Source organism: Boseongicola aestuarii (assembly GCF_900184815.1).
Classification (GTDB): Bacteria; Pseudomonadota; Alphaproteobacteria; order Rhodobacterales; family Rhodobacteraceae; genus Boseongicola; species Boseongicola aestuarii.
The window spans coordinates 45,646-69,939 of sequence record NZ_FXXQ01000013.1; the positions used below are offsets into that span (position 1 = coordinate 45,646).

The 24,294-nt window shown below is 60.1% G+C and carries 26 protein-coding genes and 1 tRNA gene; 13 read left to right on the forward strand and 14 right to left on the reverse strand.

All coding sequences use genetic code 11. The features are described 5' to 3' along the window. Positions 1–287 precede the first annotated feature (287 nt). From BOA8489_RS16520 to BOA8489_RS16550, 7 genes are all read right to left on the reverse strand, one after another. Entirely contained in the window at positions 288–659 is a 372-nt protein-coding gene (locus BOA8489_RS16520; protein WP_176440342.1) for a cupin domain-containing protein, read from the reverse strand. A 125-nt stretch (positions 660–784) separates the two neighbouring features. After that, positions 785–2,743 carry an acetate--CoA ligase gene (acs, locus tag BOA8489_RS16525; RefSeq protein WP_093975418.1) on the reverse strand — a complete coding sequence of 653 codons (1,959 nt, stop codon included), beginning with the start codon at positions 2,741–2,743 and terminating at the stop codon, positions 785–787. Positions 2,744–2,805: 62 nt separating this feature from the next. Beyond that, the gene (locus tag BOA8489_RS16530; RefSeq protein ID WP_093975419.1) at positions 2,806–3,561 is read right to left on the reverse strand and encodes an ABC transporter ATP-binding protein; all 756 of its coding nucleotides are present in this window, start codon (positions 3,559–3,561) and stop codon (positions 2,806–2,808) included. Between the two features lie 12 nt (positions 3,562–3,573). Beyond that, positions 3,574–4,332 carry an ABC transporter ATP-binding protein gene (locus tag BOA8489_RS16535; protein WP_093975420.1) on the reverse strand — a complete coding sequence of 253 codons (759 nt, stop codon included), beginning with the start codon at positions 4,330–4,332 and terminating at the stop codon, positions 3,574–3,576. Positions 4,333–4,343: 11 nt separating this feature from the next. Then, entirely contained in the window at positions 4,344–5,477 is a 1,134-nt protein-coding gene (locus BOA8489_RS16540; protein WP_245813925.1) for a branched-chain amino acid ABC transporter permease, read from the reverse strand. 132 nt (positions 5,478–5,609) lie between these two features. Beyond that, positions 5,610–6,641 (reverse strand): branched-chain amino acid ABC transporter permease, encoded by a 1,032-nt coding sequence (locus tag BOA8489_RS16545; protein ID WP_093975422.1) that lies wholly within the window; start codon positions 6,639–6,641, stop codon positions 5,610–5,612. Between the two features lie 84 nt (positions 6,642–6,725). Then, entirely contained in the window at positions 6,726–8,108 is a 1,383-nt protein-coding gene (locus BOA8489_RS16550) for a substrate-binding protein (protein ID WP_093975423.1), read from the reverse strand. A gap of 228 nt (positions 8,109–8,336) precedes the next feature. Between BOA8489_RS16550 and BOA8489_RS16555 the strand changes: the two genes are divergently transcribed. From BOA8489_RS16555 to BOA8489_RS16575, 5 genes are all read left to right on the forward strand, one after another. Next, entirely contained in the window at positions 8,337–9,692 is a 1,356-nt protein-coding gene (locus BOA8489_RS16555) for a helix-turn-helix domain-containing protein (protein WP_093975424.1), read from the forward strand. Positions 9,693–9,781: 89 nt separating this feature from the next. Beyond that, a complete protein-coding gene (locus BOA8489_RS16560; RefSeq protein ID WP_093975425.1) occupies positions 9,782–10,150 on the forward strand; it encodes a response regulator transcription factor in 369 nt (122 codons plus the stop codon). Beyond that, positions 10,147–10,437, forward strand: coding sequence for a hypothetical protein (locus tag BOA8489_RS16565; protein ID WP_176440343.1), 291 nt, complete (start codon positions 10,147–10,149; stop codon positions 10,435–10,437). The genes BOA8489_RS16560 and BOA8489_RS16565 overlap by 4 nt, the downstream gene beginning before the upstream one ends. 3 nt (positions 10,438–10,440) lie before the next feature. Beyond that, the gene (locus BOA8489_RS16570) at positions 10,441–13,125 is read left to right on the forward strand and encodes an ATP-binding protein (protein ID WP_093975426.1); all 2,685 of its coding nucleotides are present in this window, start codon (positions 10,441–10,443) and stop codon (positions 13,123–13,125) included. 67 nt (positions 13,126–13,192) lie between these two features. After that, positions 13,193–14,302: a FliM/FliN family flagellar motor C-terminal domain-containing protein gene (locus tag BOA8489_RS16575; protein ID WP_176440344.1), complete on the forward strand. Its 1,110-nt coding sequence runs from the start codon at positions 13,193–13,195 to the stop codon at positions 14,300–14,302. Here the strand turns inward: BOA8489_RS16575 and BOA8489_RS16580 are convergent. The 4 genes from BOA8489_RS16580 to BOA8489_RS16595 are packed head-to-tail and all read right to left on the reverse strand — an operon-like array spanning position 14,299 to position 16,483. Beyond that, positions 14,299–14,736, reverse strand: coding sequence for a protein tyrosine phosphatase family protein (locus BOA8489_RS16580; protein WP_093975428.1), 438 nt, complete (start codon positions 14,734–14,736; stop codon positions 14,299–14,301). The genes BOA8489_RS16575 and BOA8489_RS16580 overlap by 4 nt on opposite strands. Positions 14,737–14,747: 11 nt before the next feature. Beyond that, positions 14,748–15,179, reverse strand: coding sequence for a DUF6691 family protein (locus tag BOA8489_RS16585; RefSeq protein WP_093975429.1), 432 nt, complete (start codon positions 15,177–15,179; stop codon positions 14,748–14,750). Beyond that, positions 15,179–15,604: a YeeE/YedE family protein gene (locus tag BOA8489_RS16590; RefSeq protein WP_093975430.1), complete on the reverse strand. Its 426-nt coding sequence runs from the start codon at positions 15,602–15,604 to the stop codon at positions 15,179–15,181. Before BOA8489_RS16590 ends, BOA8489_RS16585 begins: the two co-directional genes overlap by 1 nt. A gap of 15 nt (positions 15,605–15,619) precedes the next feature. Then, complete coding sequence (locus tag BOA8489_RS16595; protein ID WP_093975431.1) at positions 15,620–16,483, reverse strand: MBL fold metallo-hydrolase; 864 nt, start codon at positions 16,481–16,483, stop codon at positions 15,620–15,622. Between the two features lie 91 nt (positions 16,484–16,574). Between BOA8489_RS16595 and BOA8489_RS16600 the strand changes: the two genes are divergently transcribed. The 3 genes from BOA8489_RS16600 to BOA8489_RS16610 all read left to right on the forward strand — a co-directional run bounded on the left by BOA8489_RS16600 (position 16,575) and on the right by BOA8489_RS16610 (position 19,456). Next, positions 16,575–16,904 (forward strand): ArsR/SmtB family transcription factor, encoded by a 330-nt coding sequence (locus tag BOA8489_RS16600; protein ID WP_176440345.1) that lies wholly within the window; start codon positions 16,575–16,577, stop codon positions 16,902–16,904. A 145-nt stretch (positions 16,905–17,049) separates the two neighbouring features. Beyond that, a complete protein-coding gene (locus BOA8489_RS16605; protein WP_093975432.1) occupies positions 17,050–17,292 on the forward strand; it encodes a hypothetical protein in 243 nt (80 codons plus the stop codon). Positions 17,293–17,347: 55 nt separating this feature from the next. After that, positions 17,348–19,456, forward strand: coding sequence for an enoyl-CoA hydratase-related protein (locus BOA8489_RS16610; protein WP_093975433.1), 2,109 nt, complete (start codon positions 17,348–17,350; stop codon positions 19,454–19,456). Here BOA8489_RS16610 and BOA8489_RS16615 read toward each other — a convergent pair. After that, positions 19,453–19,764: a hypothetical protein gene (locus BOA8489_RS16615; protein WP_370807307.1), complete on the reverse strand. Its 312-nt coding sequence runs from the start codon at positions 19,762–19,764 to the stop codon at positions 19,453–19,455. The genes BOA8489_RS16610 and BOA8489_RS16615 overlap by 4 nt on opposite strands. Positions 19,765–19,790: 26 nt before the next feature. Between BOA8489_RS16615 and BOA8489_RS16620 the strand changes: the two genes are divergently transcribed. Next, positions 19,791–20,048, forward strand: coding sequence for a DUF2312 domain-containing protein (locus BOA8489_RS16620; protein ID WP_093975434.1), 258 nt, complete (start codon positions 19,791–19,793; stop codon positions 20,046–20,048). 14 nt (positions 20,049–20,062) lie between these two features. Here BOA8489_RS16620 and BOA8489_RS16625 read toward each other — a convergent pair whose 3' ends face one another. After that, positions 20,063–20,935: a hypothetical protein gene (locus tag BOA8489_RS16625; RefSeq protein ID WP_093975435.1), complete on the reverse strand. Its 873-nt coding sequence runs from the start codon at positions 20,933–20,935 to the stop codon at positions 20,063–20,065. 103 nt (positions 20,936–21,038) lie between these two features. Between BOA8489_RS16625 and BOA8489_RS16630 the strand changes: the two genes are divergently transcribed. From BOA8489_RS16630 to BOA8489_RS16645, 4 genes are all read left to right on the forward strand, one after another. Then, complete coding sequence (locus BOA8489_RS16630; protein ID WP_093975436.1) at positions 21,039–22,700, forward strand: ABC transporter permease; 1,662 nt, start codon at positions 21,039–21,041, stop codon at positions 22,698–22,700. 48 nt (positions 22,701–22,748) lie between these two features. Further along, positions 22,749–22,824 (forward strand) — tRNA-Thr (locus BOA8489_RS16635). A gap of 243 nt (positions 22,825–23,067) precedes the next feature. Then, positions 23,068–23,442 (forward strand): hypothetical protein, encoded by a 375-nt coding sequence (locus BOA8489_RS16640; protein WP_141138318.1) that lies wholly within the window; start codon positions 23,068–23,070, stop codon positions 23,440–23,442. Further along, the gene (locus BOA8489_RS16645; RefSeq protein ID WP_141138319.1) at positions 23,439–23,861 is read left to right on the forward strand and encodes a hypothetical protein; all 423 of its coding nucleotides are present in this window, start codon (positions 23,439–23,441) and stop codon (positions 23,859–23,861) included. The genes BOA8489_RS16640 and BOA8489_RS16645 overlap by 4 nt, the downstream gene beginning before the upstream one ends. A 226-nt stretch (positions 23,862–24,087) precedes the next feature. On the opposite strand, the gene BOA8489_RS20625 is transcribed toward BOA8489_RS16645, so the two are convergent. After that, positions 24,088–24,294: hypothetical protein (locus BOA8489_RS20625; protein WP_217897961.1), on the reverse strand; the 207-nt coding region annotated here is incomplete at its 5' end.

Here is a 24,294-nt window from a genome sequence, read left to right on the forward strand (position 1 = left end):
GGGGCCGTCCCATCGTCGGCATGCGCTGACGATTTGGAAGCGTTGGTGGCGCCGGGCTCTTTAGAGATGGCCCGTCGCTCACCGTCTTTTTTCGGGCGACGCCTGAGGGGGCGTCTTGATGGCCTGCGCAAGCACGGGCCGTCTAGGCCCTCGTCTGCGCCGCCGCGAACGGGGCAAGTGTCGTTTGGGCGGTTCATGAGTTTGCTGGAGGACACGCTGGCCGATGGGGCCGGGCGGCGGGCCGTGAAGGTGCGCCGGCGTTAGGGGCACGTCACCGATAGCAGCACTCAGTAGCCGTCCGGTTTGTGGCCGAAGAAGACTTTGGTCAGGTCCTCGCTGACGTCCCATTGCACGCGCCTGCCATCCTCCACAAAGAGCGTATCACCGGGCGCAAGGTCACGCATCTCGCCGCTTTCCAGCCAGGTGATCCGACATTTTCCCGACAGGACCGTCATCAGTTCATGGCCCTGTTCGGTGCATTCAAACGCGCCTTCCGTGCAGCGCCAGATGCCGAAGCGGCTGGTGTGGCCATTGCCGCCCTTGTCGATGCGACCAAAGGTTTGCGGGCTGCCTTTGGTGATTTTGTAGTCGCTGGCCGGGTTGTCGAAAGGCCAGTGCTCGAGGGGGCCAACGTCGTCGCCGGGGGCGTATTTAATCATCTGTCGTCCTTTTCGTCGCATCCGTGGGCCGGGCCTGGGGACCTTTTGCACTGCAGATCCACGATCGTGCCAAAATGGAAAACCCGCCACTTGGGCGGGTTTCCGGGTGGTTTGATGCGCCGGAGCTAGTGCCGGTTCATGCGGTTTGCGATCAGGTCCTCGACGACCTCGGGTTCGGCCAGTGTCGAAGTGTCGCCCAGAGCGCCGAAGTCGTCTTCTGCGATCTTGCGCAGGATGCGGCGCATGATCTTGCCCGAGCGCGTCTTTGGCAGGCCCGGCGCCCATTGGATGAGGTCGGGTTTGGCGATGGGGCCGATGTCTTTGCGGACCCATGTTTCGAGTTCTTTCCTCAGCTCTTCGGAGGGCTCGACGCCGTTCATCAGGGTGACGTAGGCGTAGATGCCCTGACCCTTGATGGCGTGCGGATAGCCGACAACGGCGCTTTCGGCCACTTTGGGGTGGGCGACGAGAGAGCTTTCGACCTCGGCTGTGCCCATGCGATGACCCGAGACGTTGATCACGTCGTCGACGCGGCCGGTGATCCAGTAGTAGCCGTCTTCGTCGCGACGTGCGCCGTCGCCGGTGAAGTAATAGTTCTTGTAGTCGGCGAAGTAGGTTTTCTCGAAGCGCTCGTGGTCTTCCCAGACTGTGCGCATCTGAGCGGGCCAGCTGTCTTTGATGCAAAGCACGCCTTCGGCGGCGGTGGTGTGGATTTCTTCGCCGGTTGTTGGTTCGAGTATGACCGGCTGAACGCCGAAAAAGGGCAGGGTGCAAGAGCCGGGTTTGGTGGGTGTCGCTCCCGGAAGCGGGGTCATCAAGTGGCCGCCAGTTTCAGTCTGCCACCATGTATCGACGATGGGGACGTTCCCCTTGCCGACGACGTTGTGATACCAGTTCCAGGCTTCGGGGTTGATCGGCTCGCCCACGGTGCCCAGCACCTTGAGGTCAGAGAGGTCGTATTTTTCGACGAACTCGGGGCCTTTGCCCATCAGCGCACGGATGGCGGTGGGGGCGGTGTAGAATTGGTTCACCTTGTGCTTTTCGCAGACCGCCCAGAAGCGTCCGGCGTCGGGGTAGGTGGGCACGCCCTCGAACATCAGCGTGGTGGCTCCGTTCGCCAGCGGGCCGTAGACGATATAGCTGTGGCCCGTCACCCAGCCGACGTCTGCGGTACACCAGAAGACATCGCCGTCGTGGTAATCGAACGTGTATTGGTGCGTCATCGAGGCGTAGACGATGTAGCCGCCTGTGGTGTGGACGACGCCTTTGGGCTGACCGGTCGAACCGGAGGTGTAGAGGATGAACAGCGGGTCTTCGGCGTTCATTTCTTCGGGGGGACAATCGTCGGAGACGTTTTGTGCGGCTTCGTGCAGCCAAACGTCGAGGTCGTGGCGCCAGGCGACTTGCTGGCCGGTGCGGCGCACGACGAGACATTTCACGTCATCGGCCACGTTGTTCAGGGCCTGGTTGACGTTGTCCTTGAGGTTCGTCACGCGGCCACCGCGCGGGGCACCGTCGGAGGTGATGACAACCTTGGCGTTCGAACCTGCGACGCGGGCGCCCAAGGCGTCGGCGGAAAAGCCAGCGAAGACGATCGAGTGGATCGCGCCGATGCGGGCCGAGGCAAGCATGGCGTAGGCGGCTTCGGGGATCATCGGCATGTAAAGCACGACGCGGTCGCCCTTTTTGACGCCCATGTCTTTCAGAACATTGGCGAATTTGCAGACGTTCGCGTGGAGTTCCTTGTAGGTGATATGCAGGGCGTCGTCTTCGGGACTATCGGGTTCCCAGATGATCGCGGTTTGATCGCCTCGTGTTTCGAGGTGGCGGTCGATGCAGTTGGCTGCGACGTTGAGGGTGCCGTCCTCGTACCAGCGGATGTCGATATTGCCCGGTGCGAATGAGGTGTTCTTGACCTTGGTGTAGGGCTTGATCCAGTCGATGCGTCGGCCATGTTCGCCCCAGAAGCCTTCTGGGTCTTCAACAGAGCTGTCGTACATTGCCTGATAGGTGGCCTGGTCGGCGTGGGATTTGGATGCGAAGTCGTCGGTCGGCAGGTACATGCCGTTTTTGGTTTCCAGCATGGGACTCTCCAGGTCTTGGTCTTCAGATGTGTGGCGCCGGGCGTGGGCCCGGCGCCGGATTTTCAGATCGCGAGATATTCGGCGCGGAGTTTTTCGTCGTCCAGCACTTTCTGGGCGCTGTCGTCATAGACCACGCGACCGGTGTCGAGGATCACGGCGCGGTCCGCGAGCTTGAGGGCTGCGACGGCGTTTTGCTCGACGATGATGGTCGTGATGCCCTGGTCACGGATGATGTTCAGCGTCTTGGCGATTTCCTGAACGATCACGGGGGCGAGGCCTTCGTATGGTTCGTCCAACAGCAGGACCTTGATGTCACGGGCCAATGCACGGGCGATGGCGAGCATTTGCTGTTCACCACCCGAAAGCGTGACGCCGTCCTGGTTCTTGCGTTCGCCAAGGCGCGGGAACAGCGAATAGATGCGTTCAAGCGACCAGCCGATGGGCGGGGCGATCTGGGCGAGCTTCAGGTTCTCTTCCACGGTGAGGCCGGGGATGATGCGGCGGTCTTCGGGGACCAGTGCGATCCCGTTTTGCGCCGCGGCATGGCTGGCCATCGTGTGGAGCGGCTGGTGGTCGAGCCAGACTTCGCCGAAGCGCAACTCGGGGCTGTCCATGCGGGCGATGGTGCGCAGGGTCGTGGTCTTGCCCGCGCCGTTGCGGCCCAGAAGGGCAAGGATTTCACCTTCGTGGACGTTAAAGCTGACGTCCTGCACGATGTAGCTTTCGCCATAGTAGGCTTCGATGTTCCACACCGAAAGATAGGCCGGGGAGGTGGCTGCGTTGTTGGCGTTCTTATCGAAAGGTTTTTCGTCGAGCATCTGTTTGCCCCCTTAAGCCGCGGCTTCGCCGAGGTACGCTTCTTGTACCTTCGGGTTGCCTTTGATGTTTTCCGGCACGTCTTCCACCAGCGGTCTGCCTTGTGCGAGAACGGTGATCCGTTCGGCGAGGCTGAACACGACGTGCATGTCGTGCTCAATGATGCACATGGTGATGTCGCGCTTTTCCTTGATCTCTTTCAGGAGATCGATGGTATTGTTGGTGTCGGCGCGCGCCATGCCTGCGGTGGGTTCGTCCAGAAGCAGAAGCTTTGGCTCCTGCACGAGACACATCGCCATTTCGAGGCGGCGTTTGTCTCCGCGCGACATGGACGCCGAGTGCATGTGGCGTTTGTCGAGCATGTTCACGTCGGCAAGCATCGCTTCGGCTTTTTCCAGCAGTTCTTTCTCGTGGGCGAAGCTTTCAAGCGCATGCATCCGGAACGCGCCGTCGCGTTTGGCGAAACACGGGATCATGATGTTTTCAAGGACGGTGAGGTCACTGAAGATTTCGGGCGTCTGAAATACGCGCGAGATACCCATTTGGTTGATCTGGTGCGGTTTGCGCCCCAACACCGACTGTCCGTCGAACATGACCGAGCCGGTATCCGGGATCAGTTTGCCGACGAGGCAGTTCAGAAGGGTGGATTTACCGGCCCCGTTGGGGCCGATGATGGCGTGGACGGTGTTTTCCTGAACCGAGAGGTTCACGTCACCCAAGGCCTGCAAGCCGCCGAAGCGCTTGTTTACACCTTTGACTTCAAGAATTCCCATTGTGGTGTCTCCTATTCCGCAGGTGTCTTGGATGGGGTGTCGTCAGTCTTGGCCTTGCGTCGGAACAGTCCGGCGATCTTCTGTCCGCCTTCGACGAGACCGCCGGGGAGGAAGATGACGACCAGCATGAACACGATGCCGAGGGTCAGGTGCCAGCCTTTGCCGATGAACGGATAGATCATCGAGACAACGAAGTCCTCAAGCCCGTCGGGCAGGAAGGCGAACCACTGGTGCAGGATGGTTTCGTTGATCTTGGAAATGATGTTTTCCATGTATTTGATCATACCCGCGCCCAGAACCGGTCCGATGAGGGTCCCGACGCCGCCAAGGATCGCCATTAGGACGACTTCGCCTGATGCGGTCCAGAACATGCGCTCGGGGCCGACTTGGGTGTCCATCGCGACCATCAGGCCACCGGCGAGACCGGCATACATGCCCGAGATGACGAAGGCGGCAAGCGTGTAGGGCTTAGAGTTCAGGCCGGTGTAGCTCATCCGTTGCTGGTTCGATTTCACAGCGCGCAGCATCATGCCGAAAGGCGAGCGGAAGATGCGGATCGAGAGGTAGAAGCTGAGCAGCATCACGACAGCTGCGATGTAGTAGCCCGCGTTGAATGTGAACAGCCAGTCGCCAAGCGACAATTCGTAAGATGTCCGCATATCGATGCCGAAGAAGTTCGCACGACCGATCTCACCGGGTTCGAGGCCCGACAGGATCGGACGGTCGGTGGCCTTGATCTGGAGGCCCGTCTCGCCGCCTGTGATCGGTGTCAGCACCGAATAGGCGAGTGCGTATGACATCTGGGCGAACGCCAGGGTCAGGATCGAGAAGTAGATGCCTGAGCGGCGCAAACAGATGAAGCCGACAAGAAGCGCAAAGAGGCCTGCGAAGATGATCGACAGGATGATCGCCGGAATGATGTTCAGCGTGACCAGTTTCATCATCCAGATCGCGGCATAGGAGCCCACTCCGAGGAACGCCGCGTGGCCGAATGACAGGTAGCCTGTGAGGCCAAAGAGGATGTTGAAGCCAATTGCGAAGATGCCGAAGATCACGAAGCGTTGCATCAGGTCCGGGTAGCCTGCGTTGAACTGAGCCATCCCAGAACCTTCGGGGAAGGGGTTCAAGATGAACGGTGCAAGCATCGTCAGCACGACCACCAGCGCGAGCAGTGTCGCATCTTTCCGGTTCAGGCCGAGAAAGCCGGTGCTTGCGACAATTGACGGCGGTGCCTTTGGCTTGGCGATGGGGGTATTGGTTGCTTGTTCAGTCATGGCTTATTCCTCCATCACGCCTTTGCGGCCCATGAGGCCACGGGGACGTGTGAGCAGAATGATAATGGCGATCAGGTAGATGATGATCTGATTGATGCCCGGGAAGATATCGAGAATTTGCGTCATTGAGGCAAAGCTTTCGACGATGCCGAGTAGGAAGCCTGCCAGAACCGCTCCGGGGAGCGAGCCCATGCCTCCGACGACGACCACCACGAAGCTGAGGACGAGGAAGTCCATTCCCATGTGATAGTTCGGACTGTTGATTGGTGCGTACATCACGCCTGCCAGTCCCGCCACGCAGGCCGCAATGGCGAACATGATGGTAAAGCGCTTGTCGATGTTGATTCCCAGAAGGCCGACCGTTTCGCGGTCTGCCATGCCTGCGCGCACGACCATACCGAAGGTGGTGAACTGCAGGAAGGCGAAGACGCCGGCGATGACGATCATCGAGAAGCTGAAGTATATCAGACGCCAGTAGGGGTAGATGATGGTATTCGCGTCAAAGCCAACCAATGCGCCGAAGTCGAACGAGCCGGTAAAGGCTGGTGGGGCCGGTGTCGGGATCGGGTTGGCGCCATAGAAATACTTGATGATTTCCTGAAGCACGATGGCAAGGCCGAAGGTCACCAGGATCTGGTCGGCGTGGGGGCGCTTGTAGAAGTGCTTTACAAGGCCGCGCTCCATGGCGATGCCGATGAAGGCCATGATCGGAATCGAGAACAGGATCGCCAGCGGCACGGACCATTCTATGATCGACTGGCCGATTTCGGGGCCGAACCATTCATGCATGTAGGGGACGTCGATCTTCAGCGGGTTGCCGAGGAAGTCCTTGCGCGTCTCATCGACGATCTGATGGCTGAGGCCCAGGAGGCGCTGAAGCGTCACGGCGCAGAAGGCACCGATCATGAACAGCGCACCATGCGCGAAATTCACGACACCCAGCGTGCCGAAGATCAGGGTCAGACCAAGGGCGATCAGCGCATAGGCGCTGCCCTTGTCGAGGCCGTTCAGGATTTGAAGGATAATGGCTTCCATTTTTCCCACCTCAAATGGTTGCGGACTGGCCTTTCAAGGCCTGGAATGGTCCGGGCGAGGCATGTGCCCCGCCCGGAAACGGCGTTACGCGCCGGGGTTGCAGGCGCCGAGGCTTGCTTCTGCGCCACCCATCTGCGGGTGATCGGGCGCATAAGTGACCTGCTCGACCGGAGTGACTTCGACGATTTCGACGAGGTCGAATTCGTTCTCTGGGTTCTCCTTGCCGCGCACAACGACAACGTCCTTGAAGCACTGGTGGTCATCGGCACGATACAACGTTGGGCCGTTGCCCATGCCGTCGAACTCGAAGCCGGCGAGGGCTTCAGCCACAGCGCAGGGGTTGAACGACCCGGCGCGGTTGACGGCATCCGCATAAAGCAGCGTCTGCACGTAGACGGTGTGAGCCGCCTGGCTTGGCGGGAAGCCGAACTTGGTGCCGAAGGATTGTACGAAGGCGTTGGTGCCGTAGTACTTGGCGCCGGCCTGGTTCTCGAGTTTCCAGTCCCAGTTCTGCGAGCCGAGGATGCCTTTGATGTTGGCACCGGCGCCGCGCGCCATAAGCTCGGAGTAGAGCGGAACGACGATCTCGAAGTTCTTGCCGTTGGCTTCTGCCGCACGCAGGCCGAACTGGACCGCGTTGGTCAGCGAGTTGACCATGTTTCCGCCGTAGTGGTTCAGAACCAGCACGTCTGCGCCCGAGTTCAGAACCGGAGCGATGTAGGACGAGAAGTCCGTCTGGGTCAGTGGCGTGAGGACCGAATTAACGGTTTCCCAGCCCATGGCCTCGGTGGATTCGCGCACGGCCTGTTCGGTCGTGTAGCCCCAGTTGTAGTCGGCTGTCAGGTGATAGGCCTTACGGTCGGTGCCGTAAGCTTTGGCCAGCACTGGTGCCAGCGCGGCACCCGACATGTACGAGTTGAAGAAGTGGCGGAAGCCGTTGGCTTTGCGGTCCTTACCCGTTGTGTCGTTGGAGTGTGTGAGGCCAGCCATGAAGATGACGCCAGCTTCCTGGCACAGAGCCTGAACGGCCACAGCCACACCGGAAGAAGAACCACCCGTGATCATGATAGCGCCGTCTTTTTCGATCATCGAACGGGCCGAAGCACGTGCGGCATCCGATTTAGTCTGCGTGTCGCCGGTTACGAACTGCACCTTCTTGCCCATGATGCCGGTTCCGTCCAGCGTCTTGGATGTGAAGGTGTTGATCATGCCGCCATCGCCTTCACCGTTCAGGTGCTCGACGGCAAGCTGGTATGCACGCAACTGGTCTGCGCCTTCGTCGGCGTAGGGGCCGGACTGCGGGACGTTGAAGCCCAGCGTGACAGTGTCGCCCTGTGGTGCGTTCGTGAAACCGGTGTGTGCGCCGGCCCATACGGCGCCTGTGAAGATTGTCGGTGTCGCGAGCGCCGCGCCGGCTGCTGCACCGGCCTTCAGCACACCACGACGTGTGAAGTTGGATTTTGTCATAAAACTCTCCCTATGTTTTCCGGCTATCGTGGTTGCCCACTTGCGCCTCCTCGCGCAGCCGAACCTTTGACAAGGTGCCCTACTTATCTGTCACGCCATGCAAAAAAGATAGTAAGTCTCGACATAGAAACGTTTATTTTGTAAAATAATCCACATGCAGGTGCAGCAATTTGTAAACAATTTATCGCGCACCCACAGAATGACGTTGAAGAATCGAGGTTTTTTGATATGGCGCGACCCGCTTTGACTGGCTCACGTATCCGGCGCTACCGGATCGATCGGGGGATCAAGCAGGCCGAGCTTGCACGGCAATGCGACATCTCGCCGAGTTACCTCAATCTGATCGAGCATAACCGCCGCAAGATCGGCGGCGCGTTGCTGAACAGTGTGGCTGCCGCGCTGGAAGTGGACACAGCAACCCTGAGCGAAGGTGCGGGCGCCGCGATAACCGGGGCCCTTGAAGTGGCGGCGGGCAGCTTTGCCGCCTCGGGGCGCGAGATCGAGCGCAGCGAGGATTTCGCTGGGCGGTTTCCGGGCTGGGCGCAACTGGTGGTCGAGCAACAGGCGCGGGTGTCCGAGCTGGAGCGGTTGGTCGAAACGCTGAACGACCGGCTGACACATGATCCGTTCTTGTCGGCCTCTCTGCACAACGTGTTGTCCACGGTCACGGCGATCCGCTCGACCAGCGGCATTCTGGCCACCGGCGAAGATATCGAGGCCGAGTGGCAGGCACGGTTCCATCGCAACCTTTATGAGGACAGCCAGCGTCTGGCCGAGAGTACCGAGGCCTTGGTTGGCTATCTGGACGCAGGCGGGGACGCGGACCGAACCTTGTCTCTGCCCCAAGACGAAATGGAGGCGTGGTTGAGCGATCACGATTGGCGGATCGAAGCTTATGAGGAAGGCCGCGACATGGAGGTCGACGTGGTGATCGCCGAGGTCGGGACCGCGTTGACGTCATCGGCTGCCCGCAGTCTGGCGGCGCGGTTTCTTGAGCGGTATAGAGCGGATGTCATGGCCTTGCCGGGGGCGGATCTGGAGGCGGCGGTTCTGGCGGGTGAGCGCGATCCGATGCGGCTTGCGGCGCGATTTTCCATCGATCTGCCGCGCGCGATGCGCCGGATGGCGACCTTGCCGGGACGGTTCTTCAAGGGCGGGTTGCCGCCGGGACTGGTAATTTGCGACGGCTCGGGGACGCTGACGTTCCGAAAGCCAGTGCGTGGTTTCGACCCGCCCCGTTTTGGCGCGTCCTGTGCCGTGTGGCCGTTGTTTCAGGCGCTGCACCGTCCTTTGACGCCGGTCAGTTCAGAGCTGTCGCTGGTGGGCCAGGATGATGTGCGGTTCAAGACTTGGTCGCTTGCGACGTCGGAGTATGTGGCCGGGTTCGACAAGCCTCCGGTGGTCGAAAGCACCATGTTGCTGATGCCGGTGCTGGCGCAGGTAGGGGCGGAAAGCCCACCGTATCAGGTCGGCACATCCTGCCGGGTCTGCGCGATCAAGGGGTGTCCGGCACGGCGCGAGCCGTCGATCCTGATGCAGTCGGATGTCGCCTCCTCAGGCGGATCGGGCCTTGGCGCGATGTAATTGGGGACAATCAATATTTTGACAGTTCCCGCGGCATGGGGGATAGTCAATTCAAGACGATAGTGTCTGACTTTAGGGAGGGGTCAGTCATGGGAGGGACTGTCCTGCTTATTGAGGACGAACCGAACATCATCGAGGCGATCAGGTTCATCCTGTCGCGCGATGGATGGCGCGTGGATACGCATTCGGATGGCCTGACGGCGGTAGATGCGGTGCGCGCGCGTCGTCCTGATTTGATTGTGCTTGATGTGATGCTGCCGAACCGGTCCGGATACGACATTCTGAACGATCTGCGTGCGGATGCCGAATTCAAGGAACTGCCGGTTCTGATGCTGACCGCGCGGGGTCAGAAGAAGGACCGCGAACTGGCGGAGAAGCTGGGCGCGAGCCGCTTCATGACAAAACCTTTTTCGAACGGTGAAGTGCTGGAGACAGTCCGCGCCCTGGTTGGCCAGTGAGCCGGCCTCCCGAGCCGATTTTTCTTGCGCGGCAGAGTTATCGGCGGCGCCGGTGGAGCGATGCTGCGCGTTTGATGCCCGTGGTCGGGTTGATCGCGCTGCTTTTGCCGTTGCTGTGGGCGGATCAGGCGACAACGTCGGGTGGAATTCTTTACATATTTTGTGTTTGGGCGCTGTTGATCGCGGGCACGAAGATCATTGCGCGGCGGCTGACTGATTACGATCCGTTGATTGAGACGAACGACAGCACCGAAAGTACGGAGACAAAGGACGGAGGCGCGCGCTAGTCCATGCTGTCGTTTAATGCTCTTGCCTTGATCTCGATTTTCTATGTGGCGCTGTTGTTTGCGGTGGCCTTCTGGGCAGACAAAAGGGCCGAGCGGGGTCGGGGCGGATGGCTGCGTTCGCCCTGGGTTTATACACTTTCGCTGTCGATCTATTGCACCGCCTGGACGTTTTACGGCGCGGTTGGAAATGCGGCGCGTTCCGGGCTTGAGTTCGCGACGATTTATCTGGGCCCGACGTTGGTCATGGTCGGCTGGTGGGTGATCCTGAGACGGCTGGTGCGAATCGGAAAGACTCAGCGGATCACGTCGATCGCGGACATGGTGTCGTCGCGCTATGGCAAGTCGAACACGCTTGGCGTTCTGGTGACTCTTTTGGCGGTGGCCGGGACAACGCCATATATTGCGCTGCAATTACAATCGGTTACGCTGAGTTTTGCAGTGTTCATGGACGGTCCTGCAAATGCGCCCGAGGATCTGGCTGTCGTGGCGTTGTGGGTGGCGATCGGGCTGGCGGTTTTCACGATCCTGTTCGGCACACGCAATCTGGACGTGGAAGAGCGCCACCACGGCATCGTCATGGCGATCGCGGTCGAAGCTGTGGTGAAGCTGGTCGCCTTGCTTGCGGTCGGCATCTTTGCGGTATTCTGGATCGGCTCGGGCCCAAGCGACATGATGGCGCGGATCGAGGCGTCTTCGATAGATGTCTGGGCGCTGCAACCCGACCGCTGGATGACGATGATTTTCCTGTCCGCCGCCGCGTTCATCTGTTTGCCACGCATGTTTCAGGTGATTGTGATCGAAAATGAGGACGAGCGGCATCTGTCGACCGCGGCATGGGCGTTTCCGATGTATTTGTTCCTGATCAGCCTGTTCGTGATTCCGATTGCCGTGGTCGGCCTGTCGGTCATGCCGGAGGGATCGAACCCGGATTTGTTCGTGCTGACCTTGCCATTGACTTTCGATCAGAACGCTTTGGCAACGCTGGCTTTTCTGGGGGGGTTCTCGTCGGCGACTTCGATGGTGATCGTGGCCTCGATTGCGCTGGCGACGATGGTTTCGAACCATATCGTCATGCCGATCTGGTTGAGCACGCAGTCGGTCGGCGCGACGGTGTCGGGCGATGTGCGGCATGTGGTGATCCTGGCGCGCCGCGCGTCGATTGTCGGTGTTCTGGTGCTTGGGTTTCTCTATTTCCGCCTGTCCGGGGGCGGCACCGCTTTGGCGTCGATCGGGCTGGTGGCTTTTGTCGGTCTCAGCCAAATCCTGCCGGCGCTGATCGGCGGGATCTTCTGGCGGGGTGCAACACGGATCGGGGCTGCGGCGGGTCTTGCGACCGGCCTTGCGCTGTGGCTTTGGACGTCGCTTTTGCCGAGCTTCGGGGAGGGCGGGGTCTTGTCGGCAGCGGTCTTTCTGCACGGTCCGTTCGGGATTGCGATGCTGCGCCCCGAGGCCTTGTTCTGGATCGAGGACATCGATCCACTGGTACATTCAGTCTTATGGTCTATTGCGCTGAATACATTGGCATTTTGCGTCTTTTCTCTCCTTAGTTTTCCAAGTCCGCTGGAGCGTTTGCAGGGCGCGACCTTTGTCAATATCTTCCGCTTTTCGGACCGGTCTCGTGGCTGGACCGGCGGCGCTGCCGAGGCCGAGGATCTGTTGATGATGGCGCAGCGGATCATCGGGCCGCAGGTGGCGCAGGGCATTTTCGAAAGCGAAGCGGCAAAGCAGGGCAAGCAAGGGTATTTGCCGGATGTCACGCCGGATTTCATGGACCGGCTGGAGCGCGAGCTGGCGGGTTCGGTCGGTGCGGCGACGGCCCATGCGATGGTCGCGCAAATCACCGGAGGCGCGTCTGTGACGGTCGAGGACCTGATCCGCGTCGCAGACGAGGCGCAGCAGATTCTGGAGTATTCGAACCAGCTTGAGGCGAAGTCTGCCGAACAGGAACGTACGGCGCGTCAACTGCGCGAGGCGAACGAGAAACTTCTGGCCCTGTCGGTTCAAAAGGACGGCTTTCTCAGCCAGATCAGCCATGAACTGCGCACGCCGATGACCTCGATCCGCTCGTTCAGCGAAATCCTGATGGCGGATGAGGCGATGGGGCCCGAGGACAGGCTGCGCTATAGTCGCATTATCCATGATGAGACCAAGCGTCTGACGCGGCTTCTGGACGACCTTCTGGACCTGAGTGTACTGGAGAACGGTCAGGTCACTTTGAACATGGGCGAGGAGACCATCGGCGCGGTTCTGGATCGGGCGGTTGCGGCGATGGAGGTTGCGACCGGGCAGCAGGATTTCGTGATCCAGCGTCCGGGGCCGGGTGAGGACGCCTCGATCTATACGGACGGCGACCGGCTGTCGCAGGTTTTCATCAATCTGATCGCCAACGCGTTGAAATATTGTGAAAATCCGACGCCTCGGTTGACCATTAAAGTGGACGAGGCCGGGGGGCGGCGCGTGGTGGATTTCCTTGATAACGGCAAAGGTATACCGACGGATGCGCAGACGTTGATCTTCGAGAAATTCGCGCGCGTATCGGACAATCATGCCGCCGGGGGCGCGGGGCTTGGCCTGGCGATCTGCCGCGAGGTGATGACCCGGCTTGGCGGTGGCATTGTCTATCTGCCGGGGCAGGGTGGCGCGGCGTTTCGGGTGATTTTGCCGGATGCGCGCGCTGAGGCGGCTTGAAGCAACGAAGCTGTAACCTATTTGCGCGATGCTTGGGATCGAAAGCGATTCTGGGGAGCATCTGAATTTGTCGACACTGGCGCGGGCCTCGCCACTGAAACGCCGGCTTGCACCGCCGCGCCCGGTGCGGGGCGTGGGCGATGGTGCGGTCGAGGCGTTGTTGCGCGTGGAAGTGCCGCGCGCGGCGGATCAGTTGCTGGCGATGCAGGCAGATGTGCAGGCGGTGACGCTGTCGACGATGGAGCATTCGGCGGTTGTGGCGGCCTTGTCGCGGCACGATCTGATTTGTCTCATTTCGCGCAATGCCCGCGATGTCGGTCTTTTGGTGGTCGATATCGGGCTTTTGACGGCTTTGGTCGAGATCCAGACGCTGGGGCAGGTGACTTCGGTGCCCCCCAAGGATCGCGTGCCGACCCGCACGGATGCGGTTGTCTTCAGCGATATGGTCGACAAGTGGATGGCCGATATCGCGCGCGTGGCGGGCGAGGCGGGATTGGCGCGCGACGTGCCATTTTCTGGGTTCGTGCGCGAGCATGGCATTCTGGATTTGCGCGCGGTCGAGCTGACGCTTGATCCGGGGAAGTATCGCTCGATGCGCATCGCCATGGCATTGGGGGACGATGCGAAGGTCGGTGTGATGACGTTCTTTGTGCCCGCGAGCGGAGGTGCGCGGAGTCTGGCGGACGAGGGCACGCTTGGTACGCGATTGCGGCCACATCTGATGGACGCCGAGGCCGGGATGCAAGCGATTCTGACCCGGTTTGAGCATCCGTTGAAACAAGTGCTGGCCTTGCGCGCGGGGGATGTCTTGCCGATCGATCCCAGGTGCCTGACGCATATGCATCTTGAGGTGCGCGAGGGCGTTCCGCTGGCGCAGGGGCGGCTCGGTCAGGTGAACGGGTTTCGGGCCGTTCGGCTGACATCTGTCGGCAAGGAAGGCGACCCGGAACCGTTCTTTGGCGCCGCAGTGCCGGCGTCGGCTTCGAGCACGGCGCGAGAGGCGTTGCCTGAGCGTACAGTGTCGCCTAAGGCCTTGGAACCGCCCGATGCGGACGTTGCGCCGGTGGACGATTTGCCCGATCTGCCGGACCTTCCGGACATGGATGCCTTGCCCGACCTGCCCGACTTGCCAGGCGCCGCGGACCTACCGGATTTTCCCGACTTGCCGGGACCTTAGGTGTTCTGACTTGAAAATTGCTCAAGTTGCGGACCGATGCCCGGAAAAGCATATCCGGCAGTGTCGAGGGCTTTCAGGATGTCTTGGGAAGTCATCTCGTTATCGCCTGCGGTGGCGAACGCCCAGAGAATCGCCGAACGCGTGCCGGACGCACAATAGGCCAGCACCGGACCGTCGGTTGCGTTCATGGCTTGCGCCTGTGCCGTCACGGCCTCGCCTGTCAAACCGCCGGGCGCCAGCGGGTTGTTGAAGAACGCGACGCCCGCGCCTTCGCAGGCGGCCCGCATCGCCTCGGAAGACAGATCTGGCGGGACCTCGAAGTCGGGGCGATTGCAGACCACGGCCTTGAATCCTTGCTGAACAAGTTCGGGCAGATCGTCGGGCGTGATTTGCGGGGCGACTGACATTTTGTCGTTCAGGCGGGCGTAGGGCATTGGCGTTTCCTTCAGGCGGTTTGACCGCGCGCAAGCGAGAGCTTCACGGACGGTGCGGCCACCATGCCAAGGATCATCGCGACAAGGAAGACAGCGCCTCCTGTGCCGCCCCAAGTGATCGATGCGATCGCGGGCCCCGGGCAAAGTCCGGCAAGCCCCCAGCCTGCGCCGAACAGGACCGAGCCGAGCACAAGGTTGCGGCCAAGCCGGGGTTCGGGCGGTGTCGGGAATGTGCCTCCGAGGGCAGGCGCGCTGCGGCGGGCGGCGATTTGCCAGGCGATGGCCATGGGAATGATCGCCCCGCCCATCACGAAGGCCAGCGTGGGGTCCCAGTCACCGAAAATATCAAGCCAGCCAATGACTTTGCGGGTATCCGTCATGCCCGAGATCAACAGGCCGACGCCAAACAGACCGCCCGCGAAAAAAGCTGAAATCAGACGCATCAGACCCACCCCAGCAAGTGACGGAACACGACAACCGACAAACCACCTGCGCCGATGTAAAACACGGTGGCCACGATCCCGCGCAGGGAGAGTCGCGATATGCCGCACACACCGTGACCTGACGTGCAGCCATTGGCGATGCGCGTGCCGACTCCCACCAGAAGGCCCGCCAGCGCGACGAGCACGAGGTTGCCGCTGACGTGCGTGTCGCCTGTGCCCGTCGCGAACGCCGCGGCCCCCGGAAACAGCACAAGGCCGACCAAAAACGCCGCGCGTTCGGTCGCGTTTTCCTTTGCGGAGCGATCGACAAGGCTGCCGATAATGCCGGAAGCGCCCATGACGCGTCCGTTGATCAAAAGGTAGGCCGCGGCGGCGAGGCCGATCATGGCACCGCCAAGAAGGCCGAGTATCCAGTCCTGTGGCATTGTGATTGTCCAGTCTTAGAGTTTGTTAACGGGAACTTTGAGGAACACGTCCCCTTTGTCGTCGGGTTCGGGCATGTTGCCGGCGCGCATGTTGACTTGCAGCGAAGGCACGATGAGTTTCGGCATCCCGAGCGTGGCGTCGCGTGTTTCGCGCATCTCGACGAATTCCGCGCGGGCCTTGGCGCCTCCAACGTGGACGTTCTTCGCTTTTTGCTCGCCCACAGTGGATTCCCAGGCGAATTCCTCGCGTCCGGGCGCTTTGTAGTCGTGGCCCACGAAGATGCGCGTTTCATCGGGCAGGGCAAGAATGCGCTGCACGCTGTCATAGAGGTCGGAGGCCGATCCGCCGGGAAAATCACAGCGAGCCGTGCCGAAGTCGGGCATGAACAGTGTGTCGCCCACGAAGGCCGCATCGCCGATGACGTAGGTCATGCAGGCGGGCGTGTGGCCCGGTGTGTGCATGACATCGGCGCGAAGCTGGCCGATGTGGAAGCTGTCGCCGTCTTTGAACAGGGCATTGAACTGGCTGCCATCGCGTTGGAATTCGGTGCCTTCGTTGAAGATCTTGCCGAAGGTATCCTGAACGGTCGTGATGTTTGCACCGATCCCGATTTTCCCGTCAAGCTTGTCTTGCAGGTAGGGCGCGGCGCTGAGGTGGTCGGCGTGGACGTGGGTTTCGAGGATCCAGGCAACCGTCAGGTTTTCAGCATTGATGTAGTCGATAATCGCATCAGCCGAGGCTGTATCCGTGCGGCCCGAGCTATAGTCAAAGTCCAGTACGCTGTCGACAATCGCGCATTGCGCGCCCTTGGGGTCGCGCACCACATAGGAGATTGTATTTGTCGCGTTATCAAAGAAGGATTTGACCAGAGGTTTCATTTCGGTCTCCATTGTCGCAAGAAGAGAAAATCAGAGATTACACATATGATTTGTGATATATTTTGGTAAATTGGAATGAGAATCAAGGGTCATGAAGGATAATCCTGAGTTTTCCCAATCTGCGATGGCGCAATCTGCAACCGAGGCGTCTACCTATTTGCGCACGCTTTCCAATCCGGCGCGGCTTTTGTTGCTGTGTCAACTGGTGGAAGGCGAAAAACGTGTGGGTGAGTTGGAAGAGGCGCTGGGGCTTGGGCAGGCTTATGTGTCACAGCAACTGGCCCGGCTGCGCGCCGAGGACTTGGTCCGCGCGCGCAAAGAGGGGCGAATCGTTTACTACTCGGTCGCGGACAAACGCGTTCTGACGTTGGTTCAGGTGCTTTATGATTTGTTTTGTTCGCAACCGAAAACGGACGATTGATGGATTAGTGCCTGTTTTGCGGGCGCTTGGCAAAAATCCCCCCAAGTTTGATCTGGATTAACACAGCCGTCACATGGTCGTGCTATAGTGGAACTTATAAAAAAAGCGGCTTTCTCAAAGACCGTTTTGCATAAGGGAGACCTCCATGACGAAGGTAAAAACTCGATCAGCAGATCGTATCTCCGCCGGCGCATATGATGCGGACGTGGCGGCGATCGTGGATGCGGTATTGGCCGATCCTGCGCGTGCGGATGATGCAAAGGCGCTTTTGACACACAAACTGGGAGCGCCGGATGTGGTGCGCCTGGCCGTGCCGAAATCGGTTCACAAGTCATTCAGTCTGCGCGAAGACGCAGACGAAGAGATGTGGGACAACGTGCCGGTCTGATCGCTCGTTAAGATGGGGCCGGTTTGTCGGCGGTTGCGCTTGAGTTTCGCCGGTTATGGCTTACACAAACCCTATGGGCCGCGCTGACACGATCGAAGAAAAGACCAGTTTCGCCGGAGATTCTTCGGGCGATGTCGCCGTCGTTGTGATCGACAATCCACCAAATGGCGTTTTGACCCCCGCGGTTCGGGCGTCACTTTCCAGAGAATTGATTGCCGCCGGCGCATCGTCGGACGTTCGCGCCGTGGTCATCGTCGGGCGTGACGGGGCCTTTGCGATGGGCACCGGCATCGATTCCGGTGGCGCTTTGGCGCAAGTGCCGGATGCGCCAACCCTTGGGGATCTGTGCGACGCGATCGAGGCGATGGACAAGCCGGTCGTGGCCGCGATCACCGGTGCGGCTTTGGGCAACGGGCTGGAATTGGCGCTGGCGGCGCATGTGCGTGTGGCCGGGCCGGAGGCGCGTCTGGGTGCGCCGGAGATCACCATTGGAATTGTGCCGGGATCGGGCGGAACGCAGCGTCTGCCCAAAGTTGTCGGCGGGCTGGCGGCCTTGCGGATGCTGCTCTCAGGTCGCGCGGTAAACGGGACTTCTGCGCACAAGCTTGGTTTGGTGGACCGTCTGGCCGAGGGCGATGTTCTGGAAGCTGCGATTGACGAGGCGCGCACACGGGCCGAAAACGGTGCGCCTCTGGCGCGCAGTTCGCAGCGGCGGGACCGGTTGGGCGAAGGGCAGGCGTTTCTGGAAGCGGTTGCCGAGCATCGCAGAATCGCTGCGGTGTCGCCGCTGGATGCGCCATTGCGGCTGATCGAGTGCGTCGAGGCCGCGTTGTTGTTGCCCTATGAGATCGGGCGCGGACTTGAGATTGCGGCGTTTGAAGACTTGGTCGAGTCGGATCATTCGCGCGCCCTGCGGCATGTTTTTGCGGCGGATCGCCGGTTGGTCGCGGCCTCGGCTGTGGTGGGGCGCACGCCGTCGCGCGCGCTTGGGTCGATCGGGCTGATTGGGGGCAAGGGGATCGGCAGCGAGATTGCGGTCGCCTGTCTGGATGCCGGGTTTTCGGTGACCGTGGCCGAGCGCAGCGACGAGGCTTTGGAATCTGGTGTCATGCGCATCATCGAGCATTACGATGCGCGGGTGGCTGCCGGGAAAATGAAAGAAGACGCCGTGGAGGCGACGCTGGAGCGGATGAACGCTGTATGCGGGTTTCGCACCCTTTCGGACGCGGATGTGGTGATTGATCCGGGGCCGTCGGTATCCAAGGCGCTCATTTCCGAGTTGGACGCGGTCTTGAAGGCGGGGGCGGTTTTGGCGACCGGGTCCGAGCATGTGGATGTGGCGACTCTGGCGACGGCGACGCGACGGCCTTCAGAGGTAGTCGGGTTCCGACTTTATCCGGGGATGCAGCGCAACCGGATGGCGGAAGTGATCCCGAGCGCGGCCTCGTCACCGCGCGCGATTGCGACCGTGCGGGCGTTGGCGCGTAAGCTGGACCGGTTGATCGTCGAGACAGGACCGGGGCCGGTAGGCATCGGGCAGCGTGTGGCCGAGGCCTTGCACGCCGCGGCGGATTTTTGCGTCGAGGAGGGCGCACGGATTTCGCAGGTGGACGCTGCGTTGCAGGACTGGGGTTTGCCGCTTGGCTCGTTTGCATGGCGCGACACGGAAGGGCTTGTACGTGCAAAACCGCGTCGGGGTGCCGGGGACGATCTGACGAGCGGATTGGTCGAGGCGGGGCGTTTGGGCCGTGTGAACGGACGCGGATTTTATGCTTATCGCCAGCGCGGGCGCAAAGGGGTCGAGGACCCGGATGTCACGGCTTTCATCGACGCTGTGCGCAAAAGCAAGGGCAAGCGCGCGCGGACGGTGTCGGATGGCGATATCCGACTTCGCTGTGTTGCGGCGATGGCTGGGGCAGGGGCGCAGGCTTTGGCCGATGGCACAGCGCGCGCGCCGTCCGATATCGATATGGTCTCGATTCACGGGCTTGGATTTGCGCGCCGCACGGGTGGCGTGATGTTTGCCGCAGATCTGATTGGTCTGGAACAGGTTCAGAAGCTCGTGACCGGCATGGCCGACGCAGGCGCGCGGGTTTCGTTGCCGTCCCCGATATTCAAGGATTTGATCCGCGCCGGGCAGAGTTTTGCCGCTCTTGACGGCTAGCCGAGGAAAATCCCGAGGATCACCATCATCAACCCGATGGACGAAATCCCAAGGGCAGCCAGATTCATCGCCACGACCTTTTGCAAGCGGGCCTTCATGGCTTCGTCGTCCAGTCCTTCGCGACGAGCTTTCCAGGCGATCATAATGCACCAGCCAAGGCCTGCGACACCGATGAGGGCAAAGATCGCGCCGATCCAGATCAGGGCTTCCATGGTATATCCTTTGGGTTGAATGGCCGCGCGATGCGCATAATCGACGTGTTGGCGTGCTGCAAGGGCTTGATGCCCCGCACAGGTGGCGGTAGGCATGCGCTCCGTCAACAAGCGAGGTCGAAATGGACGAGCAGGTCACAGAGCAAAGCTATCGTGTCACGGCTGACGAATTGCGTCAGTTCATCGAGCGTTTCGAGCGTCTGGAAGCGGAAAAGAAGGACATCGCCGATCAGCAGAAAGAGGTAATGGCCGAGGCCAAGGGGCGCGGCTATGACACCAAGGTGATGCGCAAGGTGATTGCGCTGCGAAAGCGCGACAAGGAAGACCTGGCCGAAGAAGAAGCGGTTCTGGACATGTACAAGGAAGCGCTCGGGATGTGATCGGGCGGGAGCGTTTACGGCTCCAGCCAGGTCACGCGGGGCAGGGCCTTGATGCGCTCGATGTCGTCGTCATAAGCGGCGGTCAGATCGGCGATCGTGTCGAGAGTCCAGCCCGGCAGGTCGATTTCCTCCTCAACCTCATCCGGAGCAGCGTGGGCTTCCACAAAGGCGGCGATGGCCTTGCGGCGGCGCGCTTCGGTGATGTCGGGGTGGTCGTCGAGGAAAGCAATGAGCCGGTTCATGCCGTCTGCGCTCAGGATTTGCGCCAGCATGTCATGCGCGCCATCAAGCGCAATGTAGGGGTCATGGCCGGTGATTTCGCGCATGATCTCGGACCATATGAAGGGGGTGTCCTCGTGCGCCCAAAGCGTCAGACTGGCGGACGGGTTCGCTTCGAGGATTTCGACGATCACATCCGCCCAGGACAGTTCGTCAAGGTCCAGAGCATCGAGGCAGGCGTCGCGATCCGGCTCTGAGAGGGTGCCGACAAGGGCCGGGACGAAGGTTGCGGGATTGCGCAGACCGAGGGCGAAATGCACATCATGCGACGGAAAGCACCGGCGCAGCCAGGCGGATTTCTCGGCCTTGGGATAAAGCCCGTCCGCGCTGATGGCGACTTTGTCACGACAGAGGAAGTTTTCATTGGACAACACGATGCGCGCGGCGGTGTCGTCGTCGCAGATTGTCTCAAGGAGCATGGCTTCGGTGTCGGAGCTGGCGGTGTCTCCGCGCAGGGTTGTGGACACGCTGCCCAGAAGTTCGCGATAGCGGCCGGGGCCGGGCACGAGGATGCCCTGACCTGCCAACTCCGCGCGATTGCGCAGGATCGAGCGGATCAACAACCCGTCGTCGGTGCAATGAGCGCCCAGATGAAAGAGGATTTCCATGGGGGTCAGATCGGGCCTTTCGGGGGTCGCGCGCGTGTCTTAGTGCCGCAAGCCTAGCCAGTGCTGCTGGACAGGGAAAGGTGAAACACGGTAGGGCGAATTCATGACCAACGAAAAGACTCAACTTCCTGGTAATGCGTTTGGCTGGCCTTCGGGCTGGTCACTTGGCGCAAGTCTGATCGCAGTGCTGGTGTTGATGCCGATCCTGTCGGTCTTGTGGATTGCCGCGAACCCGGTTGAGAATATCTGGCCGCATCTGATGGCCACGACTCTGCCGCGGTATCTGGGAAATACGCTGATAGTGATGGCATCGGTTGCGGTTCTGGCCACGGTGGTCGGAACGCTGACAGCTTGGCTGGTGGTGATGTACCGGTTTCCGGGACGACGCTGGCTGGAATGGGCGTTGTTGATGCCTCTGGCGGTGCCGGGGTTTCTCGGGGCCTATGCCTTGGTCGATTTCCTCGATTTTTCCGGGCCTGTCCAGACGGGCCTGCGCGAGATGTTCGGCTGGGCCAGTGCGCAGGACTATGTTTTTCCCGATATCCGGTCGCGAGCGGGGGCGATTTTCGTTCTGGCGGCGTCGTTATATCCTTACGTTTATTTACTGGCACGGGCCGGGTTTCACGAGCAATCGGGTGCGGCACATGATGTGGCGCGCGCACTTGGGGCCAATGGGTTAAAGCGGTTCTGGCGGGTCGGCTTGCCGTTGGCGCGCCCTGCGATTGTGGCAGGCACGGCGATTGTGATGATGGAGACCGTGAACGATTTCGGAACGGTCGATTATTTCGGGGTTCAGACGCTGACCACAGGGGTATTCTCGGTCTGGCTGGAGGCCGGAAACGCAGGCGGGGCCGCTCAGATCGCGACGTTGATTCTGGCGTTGATCTTTGCGCTGGTGGCGCTGGAGAAGATCTCGCGTCGCAAGGCAAAGTTCCACAGTATGGCGCGGCAGGACCGTGAGGCTGCGGCGACGCCACTCAGTGGCGCGCAAGGCTGGTTGGCGACGGTCCTGTGTTTGGTGCCGTTTCTGTTCGGGTTCGTGTTGCCTGTTCTGGTGATGGTGTCTCACGCGATAACCCGGCCTGATCGCTGGTTCGCGCCGGGTCTTTTCGATGCCTTTGCCAACACGGTTCTCGTGGGGGGGGCCGCGGCGTTCGTCACCGTGGCGGGCGCGATCTTCATGGTGTACGGCGTGCGCCTGTCCGGGCGGGCCTTGCCACGGCTGGTCTTGCCGGTGACGACCATTGGCTATGCCGCGCCGGGCGCGGTGCTGGCAATCGGGTTGCTGATCCCGCTGGCCGCTCTGGACAATGCGGTGGCGGATGGTGTGCTGGCGCTGACGGGCTGGGACCCAGGGTTGATGCTGACGGGGGGCACGGTTGTGTTGGTCTATGCCTATGCGGTCCGGTTCTTTGCCATCGGGCAGGGGGCGGCGGATGCGGCCATGGGACGGGTCGCGCCAAGTCTGCCGCTGGCGGCGCGTACTCTGGGGCAGACGGCGGGGGGCGCTTTGGGTCGCATTTATCTGCCATTGATCCGAGGGTCGGTCGCGGCGGCTTTGTTGCTGGTGTTTGTGGACTGCGTGAAGGAACTTCCGGCAACATTGCTTTTACGTCCCTTCAATTTCAACACACTGGCCACAAGGAGTTACGAGCAGGCGAGCCTTGAACGGATCGCGGACGCGGCGCCTTCGGCTTTGCTGATCATTTGCGTGTCTTTGGTCGCTGTTGTTTTCGTCGCGCGTTCCACGATGCAACAAAGGTGATCAAAGTGTCTTGCGCGATGCGCCCGAACGCATTAGAGGGAGCGCCGTGCCCCTATAGCTCAGCTGGTAGAGCAACTGATTTGTAATCAGTAGGTCCGCGGTTCGAGTCCGTGTGGGGGCACCATTAAATCAATAAGTTACAAGATTTCTTTGGCTTTCTACGGGCCTGATACTCTTCAGGGGTAACGTATGGGGTAACGGAATCGGGCCTCTTGTGACCAGCATATAGTGAGCCAATAAACCTGCCGGTTTGGCGTTCTTGGCCGTCTTATTTTGGATTGAGCGCACTCACCACAAGACCAAATCATTCCTTGCCCTGCTCACTCACCGTGCTCTACGCTTCTCTGTATTGATTAAAGTGAGATTTATGAAAAAGCTCTTTCAAGCGACATTGCTCGCTCTGATGCTCGTACCGTTACAAGGGCGCGCTGGCGCTGGGGGTTACACCTGCTCCTTCGTAGCCTACCATTCAATGGATGAGATAGAGATTTCGAAGGCGGAAGACTTTGTTCTTAACTTCACTTTTGACACCATAACCAACGACGCGTTTTTGGTGGGAAACAATGGTGTATCCCCAGTTTTCTTAGTCGAAGGGGAAAAGGGGATTACTTTTCTCGAAGTGCTTTCAACCGGCGCTGTTCAAACGACTACCATAGCGTTCGACGGTGGCGCAGTTCACAGCCGCCACTCAATAATTTCCGGGGCATTGATGCCAACTCAGTACTATGGCTTCTGCGAATGATTGGACCATTTTTCAAAGTAATGTTTAAAGCGGCATTGTTCGCGCTTGCGCTCCTTTTTCTTCCAGGCATCGGGCTCGCAGGCCCAAGTACTTATACCTGTGAAATCAGTGACTATCGAGAAATCGACGGAGACACAGATAACTCGCTTGCTGAGTTTGCTATGGAATCTTCCGTGGCAATCGACCGAGCTACTGGTTTGGTAATTCACCCGACGCTAGGAAACTCGGTCTACGACAAAGTCGAACTACTTAGCTTCGGTTCGTCTGGTTGGAGCTTTCGCGCTGTTGCAATTACTGAAGGGTTTGATGGAAAGGGTGGGCCGGGAGCGTACTACGAAGTTAAAGAGTGGGAAGATGGCCCTAAGAAGCCTATGGTCATCGTTGATGGAGGCGTCGTTTTTTTTGGAGAATGTGAATAAACAAATCAACGTGCATCAACCTTGGACACCTTTCCTGCACGGATAACGCCGAGGTTTCGGGAAGCCCCGAAACCCGCTAGGTTCTCTTCTTAGCGGCAAATGCTTAATCCGCTCATAGAGGCGGTGAGACATGATGAATTTCGTAGTTATCGATGTAGAGACTGCCAACCCTGACTACGCTTCAATCTGTTCAATTGGCGCTGTGCGGTATCGGGACGGTCTGCCCTCAGACGAGTTCTATACCTTGGCGAACCCCCAGAGTCCGTTCTGGAATACCTTCATACATGGGATTAGCGCAGATGATGTTGTCCTTCCCCCCTAAAACTGGGCCACTACATTGGTCTTGAGAGGGGAATATGGAATGGCACGGAAACGGCATTCGGACGAAGATGTATTGAAGCTGCTGCGTGAGATTGAGCTGAAGCTGACGGGA

Bases quoted from the DNA above. Each gene is read 5' to 3' on its own strand.
- BOA8489_RS16545 (WP_093975422.1), bottom strand. From the start codon at position 6,641: ATGGAAGCCATTATCCTTCAAATCCTGAACGGCCTCGACAAGGGCAGC.
- BOA8489_RS16585 (WP_093975429.1), bottom strand. From the start codon at position 15,179: ATGCGTCTGATTTCAGCTTTTTTCGCGGGCGGTCTGTTTGGCGTCGGC.
- BOA8489_RS16590 (WP_093975430.1), bottom strand. From the start codon at position 15,604: ATGCCACAGGACTGGATACTCGGCCTTCTTGGCGGTGCCATGATCGGC.
- acs (WP_093975418.1), bottom strand. From the start codon at position 2,743: ATGCTGGAAACCAAAAACGGCATGTACCTGCCGACCGACGACTTCGCA.
- BOA8489_RS16530 (WP_093975419.1), bottom strand. From the start codon at position 3,561: ATGCTCGACGAAAAACCTTTCGATAAGAACGCCAACAACGCAGCCACC.
- BOA8489_RS16540 (WP_245813925.1), bottom strand. From the start codon at position 5,477: ATGCTTGCACCGTTCATCTTGAACCCCTTCCCCGAAGGTTCTGGGATG.
- BOA8489_RS16610 (WP_093975433.1), top strand. From the start codon at position 17,348: ATGGCTTACACAAACCCTATGGGCCGCGCTGACACGATCGAAGAAAAG.
- BOA8489_RS16640 (WP_141138318.1), top strand. From the start codon at position 23,068: ATGAAAAAGCTCTTTCAAGCGACATTGCTCGCTCTGATGCTCGTACCG.
- BOA8489_RS16600 (WP_176440345.1), top strand. From the start codon at position 16,575: ATGAAGGATAATCCTGAGTTTTCCCAATCTGCGATGGCGCAATCTGCA.
- BOA8489_RS16645 (WP_141138319.1), top strand. From the start codon at position 23,439: ATGATTGGACCATTTTTCAAAGTAATGTTTAAAGCGGCATTGTTCGCG.
- BOA8489_RS16560 (WP_093975425.1), top strand. From the start codon at position 9,782: ATGGGAGGGACTGTCCTGCTTATTGAGGACGAACCGAACATCATCGAG.
- BOA8489_RS16615 (WP_370807307.1), bottom strand. From the start codon at position 19,764: ATGCCTACCGCCACCTGTGCGGGGCATCAAGCCCTTGCAGCACGCCAA.
- BOA8489_RS16520 (WP_176440342.1), bottom strand. From the start codon at position 659: ATGATTAAATACGCCCCCGGCGACGACGTTGGCCCCCTCGAGCACTGG.
- BOA8489_RS16570 (WP_093975426.1), top strand. From the start codon at position 10,441: ATGCTGTCGTTTAATGCTCTTGCCTTGATCTCGATTTTCTATGTGGCG.
- BOA8489_RS16605 (WP_093975432.1), top strand. From the start codon at position 17,050: ATGACGAAGGTAAAAACTCGATCAGCAGATCGTATCTCCGCCGGCGCA.
- BOA8489_RS16550 (WP_093975423.1), bottom strand. From the start codon at position 8,108: ATGACAAAATCCAACTTCACACGTCGTGGTGTGCTGAAGGCCGGTGCA.
- BOA8489_RS16630 (WP_093975436.1), top strand. From the start codon at position 21,039: ATGACCAACGAAAAGACTCAACTTCCTGGTAATGCGTTTGGCTGGCCT.
- BOA8489_RS16620 (WP_093975434.1), top strand. From the start codon at position 19,791: ATGGACGAGCAGGTCACAGAGCAAAGCTATCGTGTCACGGCTGACGAA.
- BOA8489_RS16555 (WP_093975424.1), top strand. From the start codon at position 8,337: ATGGCGCGACCCGCTTTGACTGGCTCACGTATCCGGCGCTACCGGATC.
- BOA8489_RS16625 (WP_093975435.1), bottom strand. From the start codon at position 20,935: ATGGAAATCCTCTTTCATCTGGGCGCTCATTGCACCGACGACGGGTTG.
- BOA8489_RS16595 (WP_093975431.1), bottom strand. From the start codon at position 16,483: ATGAAACCTCTGGTCAAATCCTTCTTTGATAACGCGACAAATACAATC.
- BOA8489_RS16535 (WP_093975420.1), bottom strand. From the start codon at position 4,332: ATGGGAATTCTTGAAGTCAAAGGTGTAAACAAGCGCTTCGGCGGCTTG.
- BOA8489_RS16580 (WP_093975428.1), bottom strand. From the start codon at position 14,736: ATGCCCTACGCCCGCCTGAACGACAAAATGTCAGTCGCCCCGCAAATC.